Annotated in this window: 17 protein-coding genes and 1 tRNA gene; 10 read left to right on the top strand and 8 right to left on the bottom strand. The window is 62.6% G+C overall.

Translation table 11 applies throughout. The features are described 5' to 3' along the window. The first annotated feature begins 63 nt into the window (after positions 1 to 63). On the top strand, positions 64 to 1152 hold the full coding sequence (locus NGM68_RS07040; RefSeq protein WP_252700938.1) for a M48 family metalloprotease: 1089 nt from the start codon (positions 64 to 66) through the stop codon (positions 1150 to 1152). Here the strand turns inward: NGM68_RS07040 and NGM68_RS07035 are convergent. Next, positions 1149 to 2387 carry a trans-sulfuration enzyme family protein gene (locus tag NGM68_RS07035; RefSeq protein WP_252700937.1) on the bottom strand — a complete coding sequence of 413 codons (1239 nt, stop codon included), beginning with the start codon at positions 2385 to 2387 and terminating at the stop codon, positions 1149 to 1151. The genes NGM68_RS07040 and NGM68_RS07035 overlap by 4 nt on opposite strands. Before the next feature lie 215 nt (positions 2388 to 2602). On the opposite strand from NGM68_RS07035, the gene NGM68_RS07030 reads away from it, so the two are divergent. The 4 genes from NGM68_RS07030 to NGM68_RS07015 all read left to right on the top strand — a co-directional run bounded on the left by NGM68_RS07030 (position 2603) and on the right by NGM68_RS07015 (position 11197). Beyond that, complete coding sequence (locus NGM68_RS07030) at positions 2603 to 5329, top strand: S8 family serine peptidase (RefSeq protein ID WP_252700936.1); 2727 nt, start codon at positions 2603 to 2605, stop codon at positions 5327 to 5329. A gap of 156 nt (positions 5330 to 5485) precedes the next feature. Further along, positions 5486 to 6940 (top strand): S8 family serine peptidase, encoded by a 1455-nt coding sequence (locus tag NGM68_RS07025; RefSeq protein ID WP_252700935.1) that lies wholly within the window; start codon positions 5486 to 5488, stop codon positions 6938 to 6940. Between the two features lie 376 nt (positions 6941 to 7316). Then, positions 7317 to 7847, top strand: coding sequence for a winged helix-turn-helix transcriptional regulator (locus NGM68_RS07020; protein WP_252700934.1), 531 nt, complete (start codon positions 7317 to 7319; stop codon positions 7845 to 7847). 155 nt (positions 7848 to 8002) lie between these two features. Further along, the gene (locus NGM68_RS07015; protein ID WP_252700933.1) at positions 8003 to 11197 is read left to right on the top strand and encodes a M14 family metallopeptidase; all 3195 of its coding nucleotides are present in this window, start codon (positions 8003 to 8005) and stop codon (positions 11195 to 11197) included. A gap of 191 nt (positions 11198 to 11388) precedes the next feature. On the opposite strand, the gene NGM68_RS07010 is transcribed toward NGM68_RS07015, so the two are convergent. Both NGM68_RS07010 and NGM68_RS07005 read right to left on the bottom strand, forming a co-directional pair. Further along, positions 11389 to 12447, bottom strand: coding sequence for an outer membrane protein assembly factor BamB family protein (locus NGM68_RS07010; RefSeq protein WP_252700932.1), 1059 nt, complete (start codon positions 12445 to 12447; stop codon positions 11389 to 11391). Positions 12448 to 12520: 73 nt separating this feature from the next. Next, positions 12521 to 12742: a hypothetical protein gene (locus NGM68_RS07005; protein WP_252700931.1), complete on the bottom strand. Its 222-nt coding sequence runs from the start codon at positions 12740 to 12742 to the stop codon at positions 12521 to 12523. A 58-nt stretch (positions 12743 to 12800) separates the two neighbouring features. On the opposite strand from NGM68_RS07005, the gene NGM68_RS07000 reads away from it, so the two are divergent. Then, positions 12801 to 12872: transfer RNA gene (locus NGM68_RS07000), tRNA-Gly, on the top strand. 212 nt (positions 12873 to 13084) lie between these two features. Next, complete coding sequence (locus tag NGM68_RS06995; protein ID WP_252700930.1) at positions 13085 to 13969, top strand: NAD-dependent epimerase/dehydratase family protein; 885 nt, start codon at positions 13085 to 13087, stop codon at positions 13967 to 13969. A 96-nt stretch (positions 13970 to 14065) separates the two neighbouring features. Here the strand turns inward: NGM68_RS06995 and NGM68_RS06990 are convergent, their stop codons facing one another. From NGM68_RS06990 to NGM68_RS06975, 4 genes are all read right to left on the bottom strand, one after another. Continuing rightward, a complete protein-coding gene (locus tag NGM68_RS06990) occupies positions 14066 to 14356 on the bottom strand; it encodes a DUF8072 family protein (protein ID WP_252700929.1) in 291 nt (96 codons plus the stop codon). Position 14357: 1 nt separating this feature from the next. Then, positions 14358 to 14996, bottom strand: coding sequence for a class I SAM-dependent methyltransferase (locus NGM68_RS06985; protein ID WP_252700928.1), 639 nt, complete (start codon positions 14994 to 14996; stop codon positions 14358 to 14360). A 188-nt stretch (positions 14997 to 15184) separates the two neighbouring features. Continuing rightward, a complete protein-coding gene (locus NGM68_RS06980) occupies positions 15185 to 17272 on the bottom strand; it encodes a type II secretion system F family protein (RefSeq protein ID WP_252700927.1) in 2088 nt (695 codons plus the stop codon). A gap of 166 nt (positions 17273 to 17438) precedes the next feature. Then, positions 17439 to 19244, bottom strand: coding sequence for a type II/IV secretion system ATPase subunit (locus tag NGM68_RS06975; protein ID WP_252700926.1), 1806 nt, complete (start codon positions 19242 to 19244; stop codon positions 17439 to 17441). Positions 19245 to 19389: 145 nt separating this feature from the next. Here NGM68_RS06975 and NGM68_RS06970 point away from each other — a divergent pair, with 145 nt between their 5' ends. Further along, positions 19390 to 19863: a DUF5793 family protein gene (locus NGM68_RS06970; protein ID WP_252700925.1), complete on the top strand. Its 474-nt coding sequence runs from the start codon at positions 19390 to 19392 to the stop codon at positions 19861 to 19863. Between the two features lie 287 nt (positions 19864 to 20150). Here NGM68_RS06970 and NGM68_RS06965 read toward each other — a convergent pair whose 3' ends face one another. Then, positions 20151 to 20501: a VOC family protein gene (locus tag NGM68_RS06965; protein ID WP_252700924.1), complete on the bottom strand. Its 351-nt coding sequence runs from the start codon at positions 20499 to 20501 to the stop codon at positions 20151 to 20153. Positions 20502 to 20579: 78 nt separating this feature from the next. On the opposite strand from NGM68_RS06965, the gene NGM68_RS06960 reads away from it, so the two are divergent. Together NGM68_RS06960 and NGM68_RS06955 are read left to right on the top strand one after the other, a co-directional pair. Then, positions 20580 to 22028, top strand: coding sequence for a hypothetical protein (locus NGM68_RS06960; RefSeq protein WP_252700923.1), 1449 nt, complete (start codon positions 20580 to 20582; stop codon positions 22026 to 22028). Positions 22029 to 22120: 92 nt separating this feature from the next. Continuing rightward, complete coding sequence (locus tag NGM68_RS06955; protein ID WP_252700922.1) at positions 22121 to 22723, top strand: DUF998 domain-containing protein; 603 nt, start codon at positions 22121 to 22123, stop codon at positions 22721 to 22723. The last annotated feature ends 1 nt before the right edge of the window (position 22724 follow it).

The following is a 22724-nucleotide window of genomic DNA, read 5'->3' as shown; positions in this document are numbered from 1 at the left end:
TGGAACCACCCACACGCCAGTGGCGAAACCATTTTCGGCCGACAGATTCTATTGACACCATCGATGGCAGGTTCGGAGCTGACCGGTCGGATCGCGGCAACGCTCGGCGCAATTCTCGTCGTCACCGTGGCGGTTGCGCTCACAATCGTCACGTTCCTCGAGCCGTGGCTCGACCCGGTGTTCGGCGCGGCCGGGATTACGTCTACTCCCGCACAGTACGCCGTGGGGACGGCCATCTGTTTGCTCGTTCTCTTGCTCGTCCAGCTTCGGTACGCTCGCCGCGAATTACTGTCCGAAGCCGACGCCGACCCGGCTGATCCCGACGGACACGGCCCGTTGCTCGACCGGGTGACCCGCCTGGCCGCCCAGCTCGATATGACCGTCCCGTCGATCGCGATCGCCGACACCGACGTGCCGAACAGCTTCGCCGTCGGCGGCGTTCGATCCGGAACGATCGTCGTCAGCGAGGGCCTGCTCGAGCGCCTCGAGTCCGACGAACTCGATGGCGTCATCGCCCACGAACTCGTGCACCTGAAAAACCGGGACGCGGCAGTGATGACGCTCGCCTCGTTTCTCCCGGCACTCGTCGCCGACGAGCACGTCGTGTTCGGCGACCTTCTTCCCTCCTGGACGCAGCCGTACGTCTACGCCGCCTTGCTAGGGGTGAGCTACGTCCTCGCGTCGGCGTTCATCGACGCGCCGCTGGTCAGCTTCGCCGGACTCTTTCAATTTCTCGTCGCTCTCGGGGTCACCGTCGTGCTCGGCGGGATCGTCCTCGGGATCCTCGCGTCCGTCGTCGTCTTCCTGAGCAGAGGGCTCTCCCGACAGCGGGAGTTCGTCGCCGACCGCGACGGCGCGACGCTCACCGGGAATCCCGCTGCGCTCGCGAGCGCGCTCGAGCGCCTCGACGACGTGGTGACCGCGCCGCGAGAGGACGCCCGACAGGTCGCCGGTACTTCGGCCACCTCGAGTCTCCCCAGCTATCGCGGCCTCGACGGGATGTGTTTGCTCCCGCACGGGTTCGATCGGCCGGGCCAGGAATCGAACGATGACGGCGACTTTCACGTCGAAACGCACGCCCATCCCCCCACTGACGAACGGATCGCTCAGCTAGGAAACCTGGCCGCAGAATTAGAGACGATGGTCGGTTAATCGTCGTCCGCGGTCGTCGTCGGCTTTTGAATCGCCTCGAAGCCGCGCTCGAGGTCGGCGAGCAGATCCTCCGGAGCCTCGACGCCGACGGAGACGCGAATCAGCGTGTCGGTGATACCGATTGCTTCGCGTTCCTGGCGCGGAACCGGTTCGTGCGTCATCGCTGCGGGGTGTTCGATCAGGCTCTCGACGCCGCCGACGCTGACGGCCAGGGTAAACTCCTCGAGCGCCTCGAGGAACCGTTTAGCGTCCTCGAGATCGCCCGCGAGTTCGAACGACAGAATCCCGCCGAAGCCGTCCATCTGCCGACGGGCGAGGGAGTGTTGTGGGTGAGACTCGAGACCAGGATAGTGAACCGCCGAGACGGCTTCGTGATCCTCGAGATACTCGGCAATGGCCATCGCGTTGGTTTCGTGCTGGCGCATCCGGAGCGAGAGCGTCTTGAGACCACGGAGGACGAGATAGCTGTCGAATGGGGCGAGCATGTCACCGATCCCGACTTGCTGGAGAAAAGCGATCTCCTCGGCGAGGTCGTCGTCGCTCGTGATCACGGCACCGCCGACGGAGTCGGAGTGACCGTTGAGGTACTTCGTGGTGCTGTGGGCGACGACGTCGGCACCAAGCTCGAGCGGGCGCTGGAAGTACGAACTCGCGAAGGTGTTGTCGACGCCGAAGGAGGTGTCGTAGCTATCGGCGATATTTGCGATTGCTCGCACGTCACAGAGCGTCATCCGGGGGTTCGTCGGCGTCTCCATCCAGATGAACGCCGTCTCGTCGGTGACGGCGTCCTCGACCGACGCCGTTTCGGTCGCGTCGACGAACGTCACCGCGACGTCGAGCCGGTCGCGAAAGACGGATTCCAGCATCCGCCGGGTGCCCGCGTAGAGGTCGTCGCCGGCGACGATGTGGTCACCCGGCTCGACGCACGATAGCATCGTCGTGAAGATCGCGGCGGTGCCCGAGGAGAACGCCATCGCGTGTTCCCCACCCTCGAGGCTGGCGAGGCGTTTCTCGAGGGCGTGACGCGTCGGGTTCGAAAGGCGTGAGTACAGAAATTCACCCCGGTCGGGGTCGACGTTCTCGAGGCTGAGGTCGGTGTCGAGCCCCGGCAGTGCGAACGTCGAAGCGAGGTGAATCGGTGTGGCGACGTCACCGGCCTCACTGCCGACCCGAAACGGGTCTTCCCCCTCGGTTACCGTTCGCGTCTCGAAGGCAGCGTGATCCTCCTGTTCCATGTTCGTATACGACGATAGATTGTGAGTAATACCTTTCCATCTACCAGTAATATTTGCCCCGGTCGGGTATTATTCCCAACTATTGCAGGGGTGTGATCACCAGCATGTAGTCACTCAGTCAATTGGACACATCTGGGCACCGAAGCCCGGGATCGAACGTTTGGATGGGTTTGTCAAAACCCTTCTTAGGAAGCTTGTGAGAGATTGACTGTGGTATGAGTCAGAAAGACAATCAGGAATCTGGACAGGGGAAGGATGCATCGGTCTCACGTCGCTCGTTCATGAAAGTGGGGGCGGCGACAGGGGCGGCGTTTCTCGCCGCGCCGGCAGTCACGTCCGAGCCAGTCGTCGCAACTGATGACGTCTCGCTCGACTTTATGAACGTACGTGTTCGTGAGGCATTACACGGTTGGGAGCGAGGTTACCGGGGTCGAACGGATCGCACCCTCGGTCTCACCGATAGCGGAACGGATTCGCGACACCCAGACATCGGACCGTGGAGTGGCGTGACCGTCACGTCTGAGGACGGGTTCGAGGTCGACGGTAACCCGTTCTCGAACACCGGCGGGAAGATTCAACCGCACACGACGAAACTCGTCGGGTGGCACAACGACAACACCCGCTACGGCGGTTATGAGAAGCCGCGCGACTCGAACGGGCACGGAACGCACGTCGCGTCGATCATGGCCGGCAGCGGCCGCGCGAGCGCCATCGACCCCGACCGATACCAGGAAGACGACCCGCAAACGATACTCCTGCTCGGCAATACACTCACCTACGAAGTCGACGCCGTCGCTGGATCCGGAGTCTTCGCCAGTGCGTACGGCGAGGGTATCGAGCTGGTCATCGAAGGGCCCGATGGGGAAGAAATCGCGAGTTCGGGCGGGGCCTCCGGCACCTCGGAGATCACGTTCGAGAACAACCTCGCGGAGACGCCGACCGTCCACGACGAGGGCGAGGCGACGTACACGATTCACGTACGAACCCTCGAAGGCGAACTGATCACGACGGGACAGGTCGACCGCGTTGCCGTGGGGGCGTTTAAACACCCGGGAGAGACCATCGGTGACCGAACCGACGACGGTGACCTCTCGTTGCACGCCGGTATCGCACCGAACTCGAGCATCGTGAGCGTTACCGATCTCGGCACTGGAACGCGCGCGGTCGGCGACGACGCCGAGTCGTTCGTCGAGACGTTCAACCTCCGTGCGGTGAACATGTCCTGGGGGTACGTCGGTGGCCTTCCACTCGGTGCCGCTGCCGAGACGCTCGACGACATCCCCGGCGTCATTCGGGAGATGGCCGAAGCGGGTATCCTCTCGGTAGCGGCCGCCGGCAACGACGCCACGCCAGCCAGCGGAAACGGCGCTCCGGCCGTCGCCAATGAGGCCATCTCGACCGTCTCGACCGATCCGCTCGACGGCATCGCTTCCTACTCTTCGGGTGGAATCGCGGGCATCGACGAATCAGGCGAACCGTACACGAAACCCGACGTCTCCGCACCAGGCGGTGAGCTAACCGTCCTCGACATCGCCGCCGATACCGGCGAACCTGAGGACGAGGTGACGACCGAACAGCCCGAGTCAGTCGAAGCAGACGCCGAGCTCGAGCCGGTCAAAGCGCTCGATGAGCTGGAGGACGACGCCCTCGCACCCAAAACCGAGTTCGATCCGGCGATCACGGGCGACGCGGACTACGAGATCGATCTCGCGGACGAGGTTCTCGACGCGCTCACCTTCGACGACGTCGACCTCGAGGTGCTCAACCGTGGTGCCAGACGCGAGGGAATGGGCGGCGATGGCATCCGCGGCTACACGGGCAAAGGCGGTACCTCGATGGCTGCCCCGAGCGTCTGTGGCATCGCCGGGCTCGTCGCCGACGCGATGGAGGAAGACGCGCCCGAATCGATCGCCCTTCCGGAACCCGTCGACACGGGCTACGACGACGTGCTCCGGCTGAAGAACGTGATTCTCGCGACCGCGAGCGAGACGGCACTCACGGCCGCCCCGTATCACGCGGCGAAAGCGCCCGTTTACACACACGGCGGCCGCGATCCCTACGAGGGCTTCGGTCGAGCCAACCTCGGGCCAGCGATCGATGCCGTCACTCGCGACCTCACCGACGATTCGGTCTCCGGAATCGTCGGACTGGCCGTCCCCGACGACGAACGAGCCGTCGCCGGCCACGTTCGCGTCGATGCACCGGGTGAAGTTTCCGCCGACGTCGCGTTCAGCCACTACAGTGGTGGCAACGCCGGAGCGACCAAGGGTGACCCACACATTGACCTGTTCCTCTACGACGCCCAGAACCCCGACTCGCTCACCGGTGATCCGACCATCGTCGACAGCGATGCCGGCATCCAGGGCGAGGCATCCGTCTCGACCAGCGTCAGCGTCGACGACCTAGAGGACAACGGCGGCGAGCGCGTCTTCTACGTCGTCGCGAAGTTGGTCAACGTCCCCGGTCTGGTCAACGGCTTCGACTGCCGCGCCCACCTCGACCTCGAGACGGCCTTCGACGAGACCGGACTGGTGGTCGAAGGCGACGCCGAGATGGACGCCAGCGTCTTCACCGGCGGGCAGACCAACCGCACCGACCTCGACGTCGAGGTTCGACACCCCGAAGGCGAGAACGTCCTCGTCCGCGACACCGTCCCACAGGGATGGGACGTCGACGAGGCGTTCGGCGATGTCGAGGCGACGACGCCGGCCTTCGGCGGCGGCACGCACGTCTACTTCGGCCTCGAGGAGGCCGATTCCGTCTACGAGAATCTGACGCACTTTGCGGAGGCACCCGACAGCGTCGACGAGTCCGACCGCTACACCTTCGGCCCCCTCGCCGTCTCGACCGACACAGACGATGACGGGACGCTTACCAGTCGCGAGTGGACGACGATTACGGGCACCGAGCGGACGGTGACCGTCGTCGCCGAGGAGACCTGATCGCGCGACGGGCTGCGATCGGTTTCGACCCGTTTCGGATACTACTCGAGTATCACTTCCACGGCTCACGTGTGACTGTGTGAATCCACGGTACACCACCGGCTGTGCGAACTGCGGTGATTCATCGACCGAGTCACCACACCAAACTGACAACAGATGACACGAAACACCGACACCAACACCGACACCAACACCGACGTATCGAACAGACGACGATTCCTCCAGCTCGTTGGCGCTACCGGCGTCGGCGCACTCGCGGGATCGGGAACGGTCGCGGCCACCCTGGATCTCGAGACCGATGTTCTCCAGGAAGCGCTGGTCGTCTTCGACTCGACCGACGACATCGAGTTACTCGCCGGCCTCGACCTCGTGGAAGGGTTCCTCGGCTTCGACCACCTTCCCATCGGTTACGCCCTGTTCACCGGCACACAGCTCGAGACAGTCGCCGGCTGGGACGAGGTGCGACGCATCTCCCCTAACGACGAACTCGAGTGGGAACACGACGATGCCCGCCCCGATACGCGAGCGAAAGACGTACAAGAAGGAACGGGGCTCGAAATCCCCTACACCGGCGAGAACGCGCACGTCGCCGTCATCGACACCGGCATCGACGGCGCACACCCCGACCTTCAGGACAACATCGAGGCCAACTGGCACTGGGCCGGCGATCCACTCGCTGAGGAGGGCGACCTCTGGATCGACGCTGGCCTCGTGAACACAGACGACGTCGGACACGGCACCCACTGTGCCGGCAGCGTCGGTGCCGACGGCTCCGCCAGCGATGGCGAGTACAAGGGGATGGCTCCGGACGTCACGTTGACGTCGTACTCCGCCAACGCCTCGCTGACGGTGCTGAAAGCCGTCTCGGCCTACGACCACCTGCTCCGACTCCAGCACTCGGGTGAACACCACATTCACGTCGCTTCGAACTCCTACGGCGCTGGACCGGGCGACTTCGATCCGTACGACCCCCTCAACGTCGCCACCTGGTACGCAACCGAGGCCGGCGTCCTCGTCACGTACTCTGCAGGCAACGACGGCCCCGAAGACGACACGCTCGGCCAGCGAAAGCAGGCACCGTATACGCTGAGCGTCGCGGCGACCCACGCCGATCAGTCGGTTACGGACTTCTCCTCTCGCGGGGCTGCAGACGGCAACCACGATCGGCAACAGGCACTCGAAAACGTGGTCGACCTGTACAGTGGCGTGCCCGAGGACGAACTCGGCCCGCTCGAGCTGAATCGGCCTGCGGTCGCCGCGAAAGGTGCTGACGTGATGAGTACACTCAATCCCGTCCAGCCCCTGTGGGTGCTGGGTTCGGACGACGAACTCTGGTACGGCCTCCTCTCGGGGACGAGCATGTCCAACCCGGTCGCCGCCGGCTGTGCTGCCCTCGTCATCGACGCCTACATCGAGAACCACGGCGTTGCACCCGACCCGATCGACGTGATCACCACGCTCGAGGCGACGGCGGACGCCGACGCAACGGCCGGCCTCGAGGATCCCGTGGGAACGGCCGAGTATACGGCCACGAACGTCGGTGCAGGGTACGTCGACGCGCTCGAGGCGGTGAAGGCCGCCGAGTCCGGAGAGCTGCTCGGCTTCGACTGACGGGGACTCCACCTTCCGGCCCACCAACATTTCAAAAACAAACCATATCCTAACGTCGGCCAATGAATCAAATATCTAATGGGTTTATGGTAGCTATATTCTGAACATTTTGACGTTTTATATTGTATTCCAAAAATTATAGAGGGTATAGATATACAGTCAACGCTGATAGTCACGGCCGAATGGCACGCGAGATCCTATTCGTTCACGAAGACCGACAGCTAGGTGCTGAGATCAGGGCGGGACGACCCGTCCCGGTTCGTGGTGAAAACTCGAGGCTGCATCGCCACGGGTTCGGTCGCACTCGGACGGTAGCATCGTCGACAGTAGCCGACACCGCACACGGTCACCGATCCCCCGCCCAGATACCGTGACAATGTCGGCATACGGACACCGCACACACGGCGATTCCTGTCTGTTCGAGAACGATCGGAGACGAACGATTTGCGAGACGATCCACACCGACCCTGGCCGCTGTCTCTCCGCGGTAAGCACCGAGAGTGGCGTTCCACTCTCGACCGTGCGCCATCACGTGCGCGTTCTGGAAGACAAAAACGTGATTCAGTCGGTAACGGTCTGTGGAAAACGACGGTACTTCCCGTTCGACGACGACGACGTTGAACGGCGAGGCATGCTCTTCGAACCGGCAAAACGGCGAGTACTCGAGGCACAGGCGGCGCTCGGCCCCTCCCCGAACGTCGAACTCGCTACCGCACTCGACTGCGATTCCAGCACGATTTCACACCACCTCGTAACGCTCGAGGACGCCGGGTTCGTCCGTCGAGAGCGCGACGGACGCTCGATCATCAACGAACTCGATCCCGCGATGGAGTCGATCGGTTCCGGTTTCGATCTACATCTGGAGACAGAGGCGACCGCGTCACTCATCGAGGCCGAAGTCGCCTGACCGTAATTCGACGCCGGTCACCGGTCTGATGTCGGATACAAACGTGAACCGCGGAATTCGAGGTACCGACTCTTGGATCGGTTTGTCAATACCCATTTTATAATGATTGTTATTGGTTGTGATGGGTTCCCACGCCGAACCTGTACGTACCACCCATGACACACCACGATCACGACCTCTCTCAGGCGAATTTCGACGACGTACCGATCACACGGCGCGACTTCGTTCGGCTCTCGGCGGCGGCTGGTGGCGTCCTCGCGCTGCCCGGCAACGCGACGGCCGACCTCGAAGACGGAACGCTGACCGCCGAGTACGAGTACGTCGTCAATCACACCCCGGGCGACTATCCCATCCCAACGGTGGTTCGGTTCGAAGACGAATCGGGTCTCGACGATTTGTTCGACCTCGATCTCGACCTGGAACTCGACGACGACTGGATCCTGGAGGATCCACCCGCCGCGTACGCACAACTCACGACGACGGCGGTCGAGGAGGTTCTCGAGATTCCAACCGCCGAGGAGTTGAGCTACACGCCAGGATCGAACCCGTTCTGGCGACTGGGACACTATCCACTCGGGGTCTTCCCGGCTCCCCACCGAGCCGTCGATTTCATCGATTACGAACAGATGATCAGCGGGATGGAGTACCTCGAGTCCGAGCACGCTGACAGGGTCAATTTTTACGCTCTCGCCGACGCGGAGAACCCCCACGACGTCGAGTTCGGAACAAGTCCCGGCCACCACAACCAGCTCACCGATCGACACGATCCGAAGGATCTCCACGTCGCCGAAATCACGAACGACATCGACGAGATTCGCGGCATCGAAGCGTTCGAGAACCGTCAGAAGGTGATGTTCGAAGCTTCGATCCACGGCCTCGAGCGGGCCGGCCCCGAGGCGTGTTATCGCTTCATCGAGCGAATTCTCACGGGTCGTGAACAGGAGTTCGAACGACTGCTGGACGACTGCGTGCTCATCATCCTCTCGTGTAATCCCGACGGCTGGGTGGCTCGCGATCCGCAATACGATAGCGGCTGGCAAACCGGCGGGCCCGACGCAACCCATCCCCGGGTTCCGGCGGCACCGCTGCACGAGCGTGGGAACGCCGAAGTGTACGACACGAACCGGCAATACCCCACCGTCGGCTGGATCGATCCGTCCCACCACCCTGGTGAGCCGGACGAAGAACGCTGGGCGACGGAGAATCCACACGACATCATCGACAAGGTGCCGGACGCGATGGGCGTCGTCGAGCACTTCCGGGGATACGAGAATCTCACCCACGGTGCCGACCTCCACGCGATGTTCTGGAACTCGGATTTCATCCTGGGTCTCATCAACCAGATCGAGTACACCCAGGACGAGTTTCACGACCTCTACGAGATGAACCGGACTCTGGAGGCGAACCTCGAGGAGGCGATGGACGACTGGGAGACACTCGCCGAGGTTCAGGAGGAAGCCACCGGTAATTTCAACCCCGACGTCCTCATGCCGGTGTTGCCCGAGACGGCCTACGATTACTCGACCATCTGGGACACGATCGGCTACACCATCACCGGCGGACTCATCGGCTTCATGGGCGCGAGCGAAGATCGGGGCGGCCTCGACGTGACGACGATGGCGTTCGAGATGGCGTACAGCCACATGATCGGTGGGAACGTGTACAATCCCGAGTTGGCCGACAAGTGGGTGACGGGCTACATTGCGGCGATGAAGACGATGACGGACTACGCCCTCCGCGACGTCGACTCCGAGGTCGTCACCCGCGACGGCGAGGGTACGGAGATCGCCTACGTGACGACCGACGAACTCACTCGGTCGTCGGACGACCTCTCCTTCCTGCAGGACGGGGATACCGATAGCGGCGGAACCGAACTCGCCAGCACCGAACACGAACTGATCGTCGACGCCGAGTCCACCGAGACGCTTTCGTTCGACGTGGCCGACGACTTGCACACGCTGACGGTGCACGCACACGCACCGCACGGCCTGGTCGACGTCGTCCTTCAGGATCCACACGGAAACGAGATCCGATCGTACCGGCCCTCGACGTTCAACGGCGACGGCCACCACCACATCCCGCCGATGGTCGTCAAAGAGCCGATCGGCGGCGAGTGGTCACTCGAGGTCGAGAGCCTGATGACCGATCAATCGACGGAACTCCACGCCCACGTCGGGACGCTCCAATCGACGGCCGAACACCCAGACCCTAGAGAGGCGCTCGGATTCGAGCAGGAGGAGTACGAGGTCACGCCGCTCGCGTTCTTCGACGATCTCGAGTCAGAAAACGAACTACTCACCACGGTCGCGCTGACGCCAGCGGAGGTCGCCGAGGCCGGCGTCGACGCCGATCACCTCGTGGTCGCCCACGACGACCGCGGCGACGATCCTGCGAACTACGTCGCGGCGATCGACGACTACGTCGAGTCGGGCGGCAACCTCGTCCTGACCGACACCGGCCTTCACCTCCTTGCGGCGATGGAAACGGCACCCGACGTCGAGACGGACGACGTCGTCGACGACACGTTCGGGGTCAGTCACCTGGAGGAGAAAGCCGACGACCATCCGTTGCTCACCGACACGCGCCCGATCCAGCGAATGACGTGGAAAGTCGCGCCGCTCGGCTATCCGTACGCGGACGACGCCCCGATGACGCTGGTCGACGCGGAGGCGTTCGAGACGTCCGGCGGAACCGTCGCCGGAACGACTGACGGCCTGGTGAGTTGTGGTTCGATCTTCACCGATACCGAGGGGTGGCGAGGAATCCACGCCATCGGCGGCCTGTTGCCGCCGGCCAGCCAGCAAGAACTCCACCCGTTTGGACTGAAGAACTACGTCCTCTCGTACTTCGGGTTCACCGTTCTCGTCAACGCGTTCGGCATGGAACAACGACGGTTCGTCGACGGCGAAGTCGTCCGGACGATCGGAGATCACGACCAAGGATCGACGTTCGCCGTCGAGGGGGAGCGCAATGATTCCGGTTCGATCTTTACCGGGGGACAGACCAACCGGACGGAACTCGACGTCCAGGCGACCGAACCCGTCATCGTACGCGACACGGTGCCGGAGAACTGGACGGTCGACGAAGCGTTCGGCGACGCCGAGGCGACGGCAGCCGCCGACGGCGGCGGCACGCACGTCTACTTCGGGCTGGAGGAGACCCAATCGGTCTACGAGGATCTCACCCACTTCGCCGAAGCCCCCGACGACCTCCTCGAGACGGGCGAGTACACCTTCGGCCCAATCGCCGTCTCGAGGGGCACAGACGACGATGGAACGCTCACCGACCGCGAGTGGACGACGTTTGCGGGCACCGACCGAACCGTGACTGTCGTCGCAGAGGATATCTGACCAGTCAGGTCGTTGTTTTCGCCGTTCTGGGGGCGTTCACGAGTTGACTGTTTCTCCGCTCGAGGGAATTCGTGAATCGGTCTCGCAGGCGCGACCTATCCGTGGCTGAGAAGGAGAGCGCCGTGACTGAGGAGGCGGTCGGAGGAACGACGCCACCCGACCGAATGCCACGATCGGGAGTCCCCGTCGCGTCAGGTCACGTCGAGTGCATACACGTGACCGTCGTTGCTCGCGATATACGCGACGCCATCGACGATCGTCGGCGAGGCGTTTACCGCGTTCCCCGTTTCGAACCGCCAGTACGCATCACCCGTCTGCGGATCGAGCGCGTACACGATCCCCCACGAGTCACCGATGTAGAGGACGCCGTCCACGATCGTTGGCGTCGAACTCTCGTGTCCGTAGGCGTCGACTTCCCACGTTAACTCCCCCGTCTCGAGATCCACCGCATAGATTGTCGTATCCCAACTGCCGAAGTAGACAGTCCCATCCTGAACCGTAGGTGAGGAGGCGACACCATCGCTCAGTTCTTTCGTCCACAGCGTCTCCCCGTCCGATCGAGAGAGCGCGTACACGCCCCCATCGTGATCCGCAAAGAGAACTCGATCGTCGACGATAGTAGGCGTGACTGACACCCGCTCGTCGGTCAGGGCTCGCCACTCGATGGTGCCATCGTCCAGGCGTAGTTTGACGAGATCACCGTCTCCTCCGCCGATGTAGACGTACTCGGAGTCGACTGTCGCTTTCGAGAAAACGACGCCGCCAATATACGTCCGCCAGATCGACTCACCACAATCCGATTCGAGCGCGTAGAGGTACGAATCCCGACTCCCGATCAGTACCCGATCCGCCGTGACCGTCGGTGATGCGTACACTTTGTCTCCCGTTACGACCGACCACCGTTCGGTGCCGTCGAATCCGAGTGCGTAGAGATGGTGGTCGAGACTCCCAATGTACAGTGTTTCATCGGCCATCGCTGGCGACGATTGGACACCACCGTCCGTTTCGAACTGCCAGATCTCACGACCGGTATCCGCCGCCAGCGCATAGACGTTGTGATCGTCGCTCCCGACGTAGACCCGACCGTCACGGACAGCAGGCGTCGTCGAGACACGTTGCTGGTCGATCGATTGAAACGACCACAGTTCCCGATCCGGCTCGAGTCCCGGGATCTCCGTCTCCGTCTGCGTACAGCCGGCAACGGCGATCAAGCCCCCGGTGATCGCCGTCAGGAACTGTCTCCGGTTCATTGGCATCAGTTGTAGTTTCTTTCCCAAATAGGTGTCGTTCAGTTTAGTTCGAACAGGGGATGAGTGACGCGTTCTAGAACGGGTTCGGAACGTCGTCGTCGAGGTACTGTGCCGCGTTCTCGATCGGCTCCCCAGAGGCGTCGTATCCCGACGTTCGCCACGGCGTGTCCGCGATAACGTCACCGATGTCCATCTCGAGACTGTCGAGACAGGTGAGTACACCGTCGACCCGATCGCCGCGTCGAGGATACCTATCCCCCAACTCGTCGCTTTCGCTGCTCGAGTGCGAATCCAATAAGTAGCAGACGAAAAGGGAACGCCCTTAAACCTGGAAAGCAAACCAGCGATTGCGAGCGTGGTTGGTCTAGCGGCTATGACCTCAGCCTTCCAAGCTGATGACCCGGGTTCAAATCCCGGACCGCGCACTTCTACCGCGAGTTGGTTTGGTGAGCGACGCGGCAGATATAGTAGCCACTGCAAGTCAATGCACATCTGATCGCCAGACATGTCGGCGATCAGTGTGTAAATCGTTGCAGTTGTTACTATAGGTTGACACCCCTCGCTCGAGCAACGGATTCGACGACCGGGAGCGTGAACGCCGCCAGCGTATATGTGGTATGCTCCCGTACGACAGGTCGTGAACGTACTCGTCACCGGCGCAAACGGTACCGTTGGAACAGCCCTTCGCGACCACCTCGAGGACGAACTCGAGGCTCCCCTCGAGACGACCTGGCTCGACATCGAACCCCATTCGGATCCGGAGTACGAGACGCTGGTCGGTGACGTCACCGACTATGCGACCGTCCGAGCCGCAATGGAAGGCCAGGACGCGGTCGTTCACCTGGGGATGCCTGATTTCCTCGGCGGGCCGAGCGATCGATCGCTCGAGTGGAGCGCCGGCTTCGGTGCCAGCTGTCAGGCGATCTGTAACGTGCTCGAGGCCGCCGCCAACGAAGACGTCGACACCGTCGTCTACGCCTCCTCGAATCACGCGGTCGGCATGTACGAGGTCGAACACGCACCCGACATCTACGAGCCGGCATTCGAACTCGAGATCGATCACACCGTGCCGCCACGGCCGGACTCCCGGTACGGCGTCGTCAAAGTTTTCGGCGAAGCGATGGGACAACTCGCTGCCGATACCCACGGTCTCCAGGGGTATGCGATCCGCATCTGCTCGATTCGCGACCCCGAGTACGACCACCCGTACGGGGATGCCGAGCGTGGTGTCGACCGCGGCTCGTTCGAGCGCGAGAGCGACGACTACGCAGAACAGGTCGCCCGCCAGCAGTGTATGTGGCAGTCGCGGCGCGATTTCGCACAGGAGGTGGCCCGCTGTCTCGAGCACGGTGGCGCTCGAGCCGACGACGGCGAGAGTGGTGGGTTCGAGGTGTTCTACGGTCGGAGCGCGAGCGACCGAAGCTGGTTCGACCTCGAGCGCGCCCGCGAGGTCATCGGGTACGAGCCACACGATGATGCGACGGCGTGGGACGGCCCGCCGGAAGCCGGACGTCCCGATTGAAACGATTCAGACGTTGCTGGTTCTCTTGCGAAGAGGATACAATGAACGTGTATTCAACTACTGGCTACCGGTCGACGGCGAGCGTCGGTCACCTCGTCACTCCGCGTCCTCGACCGCTTCGGCCTCGAGCACCGAGCCGATCATCGACCAGCCGTCGTCGTCCGGCTTCTTTCGGCCGACGAGAACCGACTCGTTGTCTTCACTCGAGATAAACCGGTACTCGACGTCGGGTTCGTTCTCGCGACTTCCCTCTCCCTTGAATTCCTGCTGGAAGAACTCCACCCAGTCCATGCGGAACGTTGCTTCGGTGCCGTCGTCGAGGGTCAGTCGAACCGGCCTGGGCGAAATGTTGTGTATTCGCTTCGCGATCTGATTGAGGTCGGCCATACTATGAAGACGGCCGAACGACCGCATAACAGTTCCCACTCGAGAGTTCGAACGAAACGGTCTCGAGGGCGCTCGACTCGAGATCAGCCCGGAACTCGTCGGGATCGTAGATGTGATAGAAGCGGTCGACGGCCTCCCCGCCTGGCAGCGTCCACGCGACGGTCGTATCGAACCCCTCGGTCTCTTCGAAAGCGTCGTGTGCGGTGCTCCAGGCGCTCACCAGTGCCGTGCCGTCTGGAGCGAGCACGCGAGCCAATTCGTCGAGGCTGTCCACGCGAGCCTCCCGCGTCGGCAGGTGGTGGAGGGTTGCGACGTACACGGCGGTGTACACGAGGTCGTCCCGAAGCGGGATCGACGCCGCATCTGCCTGCACGAGATCGACGTCGAATCCTCGATTCTGTGTGCGTTCGCGTCCAGTCTCGAGCAGGCCGCGGCTGACGTCGAGGCCGAGGACGACATCGATGGAAGCGGACATGGCTTCGGCATGTCGACAGTTTCCACAGCCGAGGTCGAGACCGATTTCACCGGTTGCATGGGTCTCGAGGTACTCCTCGACCTCCGGCCAGGCGTACTCGCGGGTGGCGGCGAAGTGTGTCGCGATCCGGTCGTAGGTGTCACGAACCTCGATCCGTCTGTCCATTCGTTCGAGAGTCGGACACCTCGGGATAAAAAGCGTTCGTCAGGCCCATCGGTGGTAGCGAGGCGTTCGAGAGCGGTGATGGAAGAAGACTCGAGGGTAGTGTTCCCTCACTCGAGGTGGTCACTGGCATCGACGAGCGAATTGTCCGAGGCGCCAGACGAACAGAGATCTGAGCAACACTGCACAGATCAAAGCAACACCGCAAACAGCACGAACGAGATTCCGACCATGAACACAGCGTGTTTCACACCCGCCTTGACGTCACCCGTGCTCAACTGCCCGGCGATCAACCCGGAGAGTGCACCCTGAATGAGCGTCGCGTGATAGAACAGCGTCGTGTAGACATCGGGATCGACGTCCTCGAGGCCCGACAACCCGTCGACCTGGGTCGGATCGACCCCCTCGACACCGGATTCGAAGCCGCCGACCTGCAGATTCGGGAGCATGTATCCCGCCAGAATAGCGATGATGAACAGGAAGACGAGAAACGAGATGTAGACGACGACCATGTACTCGAGCATCGCCTGCCGACGCTCGCGCCTGAGCCGCCGTTCGGCCGCCGCCTGCCGGGAGGCGATCCGCAACACCGTCGCGAGATTCCCGCTCGCGTTCATCGCCTCGGTCAACAGGGTGACGACGCGGGAGGTCGCTCGCGTCCGCACGCGACCGCCGAAGCGAACGAGCGCCGTCTCGAGGTCGGCACCCCACTGGACGTCCGCCCAGATTCGGTCGAGTTCGACGTCGAGCGCCCCGAGATCGGAGTCGCGAATCCGATCCATCGCCGAGATGAGCGGCATTCCGGCCTCGTTGATGCTGGCGAGTCGGTCGAGGAGGTCGGGAACTGCGGCCTCGACCGCGTTGATCCGTCGCCGATGAATCTCGTACACCAGCGCGAACACCGCGCCGACGAACAGTCCGGCGAGTACCAGCACGTCGTCGATGGCGGTCAGTCCGAGACCCGCCTCGGTTCGAGCACGCGGAAGGTGCCACGCAACGGCCCCGAGTGCGATCGGGCCGGTGAGGATGAGTGTCAGTTCGGGTCGGTCGACGAGCGTCTCGAACGGATCGTCGAGCCGGTTTCTGAGCCACCGGATTCGTCGGTAGATGCGGATTCGCTCGACGTTCGCGGCGGCGCGCGTCCTGACCGTCTGGCCGCCATCGGGTCGGACGGACGCGGCGTCGAGTGGCCGAGGCTGGTCGACATCATCGCCCATGTCGACGGCTCGACCGGGGTTCACCGAGTCAGTTACCATACTCAGATAAACGATGAAGGCGAGGTTTCCGAACGGCAAGATGAGGTAGATCAGCGCCTGCATCGGGTCGAGCGTGTCACCGACGGAGATGCCGATGACGAACAGAATAGTGATGAGAAACAGCGGGCCAGCAACCAGCACGGTGACGTACGATTCGGCGAGCGTCCCCAGCAGGTCGAGCATTCGCTCCTGCTGGGACTCCGATTCCTCCTGGTAATCGTGATACTGCCGCTCGAGAAACGACGAGAGGCTGTGGCCGCTCTGGAGGACGCTCACGAGGTTCTCGCTGAACTCCCGAAACTGCGGGCTAGGCGAGCGCCGGCTCATCGTCTGAAGTGCCGTGATCACGTCCATCCCGAAGGTGTCCATGTTCCGGACGGCCACCTCGAACTCGGTTGCCGCTTCCCCGTAGGTGGCGTCGTGTGCGGCGACGATTCGCACGACTTTCGGGAACTCCATCCCGCTTTTCGAAAGCGCGTAGATGAACGACACCGTCGCCGGGAGCGATGCCTCGATCCGACGGGCCCGGTTGTCGGCGACGTAGCTCGGGTACCACCAGCGGAGCCAGTAGGTTCCCCCGCCAGCGAGGACGCCCAGGGTGAGACAGGAGGCGAGCAACAGGCCGAACAGCTCGAGCATCGAGAGCGAGGGGACGCCGCCGACGTTTGCCAGGAACGACAGTAGTTCGGGGAGCTGCTCGCGCATCACTTCGGGATCGATCGAGAGAACGAGCAACAGCCCCCAGATGAGGTAGATGCCGAGGATGCTGCCGACGATGGCGAGCAATCCGGCGTAGAGGAACGACTTCGAGCCGTACTCGCGGTAGGTCGTCCCGAAGTGAGCCGCCCTGAGGGCGTCCTGTCGGCCGGGGTGTTCGGATCGGAACTCCTCGACGTAGGTTCCAAAGAGTCCGACGGCACCGCGAGTGACGACCGTATCGACGCGTCTGTTGACGACCGCCAGCAGTACCGGCGTACAGATCAGGGCGGCAATCGCCAGGGGAAGGAAGTTCGTGAGGGTCATTCCGGTCGTTCCTCGAGCCTCGATAGTCGGGAGCGACCGCCACCGAAACGGGCGGATTGGATTGCCGATGGGGAGTATCCATCGCCCGTTCCGGGCTCACGGGGGATGTCGTCGTGGGTGGTTCTACAACCACGAGTGAGCCTATTGCCGTCACAGCTCGAGTGCGTCACCGCGAATCCCCTCGAGTGGCGTTCTCCGGTTCGACCGACTGGGTCGAATCGTTCGGTGGTGCCTCGTTGGTGTCGGTGCCCTCATCGGCTCCAGCATCGGTGTCGACCCCTGTCTCACTGATCACCTCGAGCACGCGTTCCTGGTCTGCGTAGTACTCGTTGACGAGGGCGGTAAACCGACGGTAGTCGGACACGCCGTTCTCGAGAGCGTACCTGAGAAACGCTTCCCGGTTTTGCTGCTCGGTCAACAGCTCTCGCTGGCTCCAGCCGCGGTCGACGCGGATCTCCTCCAGAACGCGGCTGTTTTCGTGGGTGAACGTATCCGTGTCGCTGTCCCAGGTGTAGGCCATCGAGTAGTCGAGTTCGCCCGTCCGCTGATCGATGCCCTCGATCTCTGCGAGCCCCTTGTTTCGACGGACGCGCTCACCGCCAAGTCGCGTCAGCGTCTGCACCGAGAGGATGTCGAGACTCTGTACCATCGCCCGCGGAACGTTGATCGGCTCGTTCTCGAGGCGGTTGATCACCGTCTGTACCGAATCGGCGTGCATCGTCGAGTAGGTCGTGTGGCCGGTGTTCATCGCCTGAAAGAGGGTGATCGCCTCGTTGCCCCGAACCTCACCGACGACGATGTACTCCGGGCGGTGGCGCAGCGCTGATCGGAGGAGGTCGTACATCGTGACGTCTTTGCCCTCGTGAATCCGCTCGCGAGTGACCGAGGAGAGCCAGTTGTCGTGATACAGCTGGAGTTCGCGGGTGTCCTCGATCGTGAGTACCTTCGAACGAGGGGGGATAAACATCGAGATCGCGTTCATACTGGTCGTCTTCCCCGAGGCGGTGCCCCCCGCGAAGATCAGACTTCTGTTGTGTTCGATCGCCAGCCAGAGGTACGCCATCTGTTCGATGCTGAAGGTTCCGTACTCGATCAGGTCGATCGGCGTGAGTGGCTCGTCGGCGTACTTACGGATCGTGAAGGCCGACCCCCGCGGCGTGACCTCCTGACCCAGTGCCAACTCCGCTCGAGAGCCGTCTTGGAGGGTGGTCTCGACCATCGGGTCGCCGATCGAGATGTGTCGCCCGGAATGCTGGGCCAGGCGGACGACGAATCGGTCGAGTTCCTCCCCGTCGAACGAGACGTTCGTCTTGATGTCTGTGTACTGGTCGTGGTAGACGAAAATAGGCAAGGCGTATCCGTCACAGGAGATGTCCTCGACGTGCGGGTCGTGCATGATCGGATCCAGTCGACCGTACCCCCGGAAGTCCCTAAAGATGTAGTAAAACAGCCGGTAAAACGTCGCCATGTCGATCTCCGCCCCGTAGCGCTCGAGGTACTCGTGGATCGTCTCCCGGAGCAGCGTCTCGATGTCCACCCTGTCGTCATCACGGTAGAGCAGCGGGTCGCGAACGTCGTCGAGGAGCGTCTCGAGCATGACGCGTTCGTCCTCGGTAAGGTCGGGTTCGACCGTTTGGTAGCGATGTTCGCTGGCGTCGTCGTCGTACTGGATCACCACGAACGCAAAGGGCGCGTTGACCCAGTATCGGTCGACCTCCCTGCGGTCGTCGCCGCCGTCGAATTCCACGAGCGGATCGTGCGTGTTCGGATCGTAGGCGGTGACCTCTATCTGTGACCCCTGTAACGTCTCGAGGACGCGGTGGAACGTTCGTGTGAGACGATCGAACGTCGACTCGAGGATCGGATCGTCCTCGGAAGCGTCAGTGGAAACGGCCGATGTGTCCGGCGGTGACGCCGACGACTCGCTCGCGGTCGATTCGTGTTCGGCGTCCGTGTCGCGTGTGTGATCCATCGTGTTCCGTGTCCGTCCGTATTCATGACAACTGGTGGCCGAACCGTCTTAAATCAGGCGGCCCCCTTAGGGCGCGTCGTCGTGGGTGCCAGTCACATCTGGGCGTTACGTTCTTACCGCGTGAGGACGAATCCTCGAGTGCGTAATGAGGCGCGAACACTTCACGCTGGATGTCAGCAACATCGACTGGGCCGAAACCGACGGCGACCCCGAGCAACCGTCGGTATCGATCGATTTCACCGGCCCGGCGACGATGCTTCGAGAGCGCCTCACCGGGCCGGAAGGCAACACGCTCGAGGCCCACGAAACCGACGTCGCGGTTCGCTTGCAGGGATTGGTCGGGTCGGACGAGACCATGGGCGTCGTCAGCGTCACCAATCGGGTGACCGGCGAGTTCATCCTCGAACTGAACGAGCGTGCCGGCGACGTCCTTCAGTTCATCCGGGCTGCCAGAGGGTACAGCAAGTCGTCGGATACCGGCGAGGGCCGCTACCAGGTGACGATCACGCTGGATGGGGAACCGTTCGTCGAGTACGACAAACGCACGTTTCTCGTTTACGACGACGAAGGGAGCCTCCTGCGACACCACAGTTTGATTCCGAGTGGTGTCGAACTGTAACGGAGGTCACCATCCGTTGGAGGTGTCCACGATCTGAGCCGTTATCCCTCGAGCTACGACCCCACGAGTAATCCATCACCGCGATCACCACTGCCTCGAGTCCAGCAGATTGATCGAGGCTCTTCCACCGATGAGTGGACGACAGTGGTCTACCAGGGATTGAGCAACGGTGGTCTACCAGGGATTGAGCAACGGTGGTCTACCAAGGAGTGAACGTTGTTCGACTAGCCAGGTTCGAGCCGTGCAACTCGTTCTCAGAGACGGTTCCCGAGTGCCGCCTGGACGTATTACACTGCCGGAGTCTCGTGTCGAAACGTCTGGAACTCCACCGTTCGACCCTCCGGATCCGTCGCGAAAAACTGGTAGATCCGATACTGCTCGTTCTCGACGGGTTCCTCGAGCGCACAGTCGGCGAGTCGATCGTACACCGTGTCGACCTCGTCGGCGCTGTCGTAGACGACGGTGATCGTCCCCTCCGTGTCGGCACGCTCTCGCGAGCAAAAGCCAAACAGCAGGTTGTCGTACTGTAAAATCGTACAATCGGGCTGCTCGAGCCACCGCGTGGCGCCGATACGGTCGACGTAGAACTCCACGACGCTCTCGAGTGATTCCGTGCCGAAGAAGACGATCCCGGACATACGATCCACGACGAACACTGACCCGATAACGGTTCGGTTGTCGGAGTCTTTATCCGATTGCTACAAACAGTGACAGGTATGTTTCCCCCGGGTGTGTACCGTATCACGACACTCGCCGTCCTCCTCGTGGTGGTACTCGCGGGGTGTGCAGCTCCGATGGCTGATCCAGGGGCAGAAACGGGGACAGAGACGTCACTCGAGGAATCCACCGAGTCGGAACTCGAGATCCGTGACGACCTGCCGTTCGACGCCGACCGATCGTTCGAACGCGTCCAGGCAATGCTTGGGGTTACGATGCAGCCGCCGGCTGTGTACATCGAGGAACCGCTGGATCCACCCGGATCGAGTGACCGCGACCCTTCGAGTTTCTACGCTGTAATGGGCGTCCCAGCCCCCGACCCGGCCGACATCGGGCCGGAACTCCGGGTTGGCGGCGTCGCCAGTTCGATGCAGGCCGTGTATCTCCTCCCCGAAGACGACGCGACCCCGGCTGAACTCGAGCAGGTGTTCGTCCACGAACTCGTCCACATCGCCCAGTTTCAACAGCAGGCCCCCCAACGGATCGAGTCGTCCATTCCAGCCAGCCACCGGGGGACGACCGATGCCACACTGACGACGACGAGCCTGATCGAAGGCGCTGCCGTCTCCGTCTCGAGTGCGTACACCACCCGCTACGACCTCCCGGTCGGGACTGAACGGGAGATTCTCGAGCGATACTATCCGAAGGCGAGCGCTGGCACGCAACTGCAGTGGGGGCCGTATCACTTCGGTTCCCAGTACGTCGACGCAGTCGCCGATTCGCCGGCCGACCACTGGCAGGTGTACGAGACGCCGCCGGTGACGATGCAGGAGCTCCGAGAGGGAGAACCGGCGATAACAACCGGCGAGACGACGCTCGAGACGGTCGACATAACCGTCGACGACGACCATCCCGAATGGGCGTTCGACCCGTTCGAGGACGACGTGATGGGCGTGTTCGCCCTCGAACGTGTGCTCGCCACCGAGTTATCGGCGGAGACGGCGACCGATGCCACGGCGGGATGGGCGTACGATCGCGTTCGACGGGCGAGTGCCGACGACGACCGCGTCGACAGCTACGTCTGGGCGGTGCGGTTCGAGGACGACACCAGCGCCGACCGGTTCGAAGCGACCGCGGAACGGTACCTCGAGAGCCGGTCGACCTCGATTGAAACGATTACGACAGAGTCGAACGCGACGTCGGACGGAACCGCTTCGACCGAAGACCGCTGGTTCACCGACAGCTACGCCTTCGGGCTCGAGCGAGCCGACGAGCGAACGGTCGTCCTCGTTGGGGGTGATCGGACGTTCCTCGAGTCAGTGACGGTCGAGGGAACGGCGTGGGACGGTGACGTTCGAGTGTCGCTCGCCGAGGACGACTCGACGGCGTCGATGACGGCACCGTCGGAAGGGGCGGTACCGTTCGTCGCTGGTGCCACCGGAGTCAACGAAGGCATCGGAGCCATCGGAGGAACTGGCGCCCCCGGTCTCACTGGAGGTGTCCCATGACTTCCAGTTCCAGTTCCAGTTCAAATTCCAGTTCAAATTCCAGTTCCAACGCCACCACCAGACTGGCCGTCCGCTGTGGATTCATCGCCCCAGTGATCGTTATCGGAACGATCGTCCTCGCCACGATCCTCGCCAGCCCGGAGACGTTCACCTGGCGATCCCGAGCCCTCTCGGATTTGGGACGACCGGCCGCCCGGACGTTCTGGCTGTTCAACGTCGGTCTCGTCGTCGGTGGACTGATTGGAATCCCGTTCGTTCGTGCGCTCTGGCGGACGTCACGTAACACGGCCGAACGTGTCGGCGCCGTCCTGACCGGCGTCTCGCTGCTCGGCATGATCGGTGTCGGAATCTTCTTTCTCGAGCACACGCACTACTACCTCGAGACGGATTTCCACGGAGTCGCCGCGCTCACCGTCTTCGGCGTTGCACCGTTTGCCCAGCTGCTCGTTGGAACGGACCAGATCCTCGAAGGCGATCGGTGGCTGGCGATCGCTTCGGTCTGGCTGGGGATGACCCACGCCGTCGGATGGGTCGCGTGGCTCCTCACTCGAGCCGTCGCAGACGATCCGTGGCACTGGTTCGCCGTACCCGAGTTCGTCGCCGCGCTCGCGTTCGCCGTCTGGATCGTGCTCCTCACCCGGTATGGCTTCGATCGTTCCCGAGACTCAGACAGGAGGGCGACTCTCGATCGATAAC

Source organism: Natronosalvus vescus (assembly GCF_023973145.1).
GTDB lineage: Archaea > Halobacteriota > Halobacteria > Halobacteriales > Natrialbaceae > Natronosalvus > Natronosalvus vescus.
This window is presented reverse-complemented; position numbering and strand designations above follow the sequence as displayed.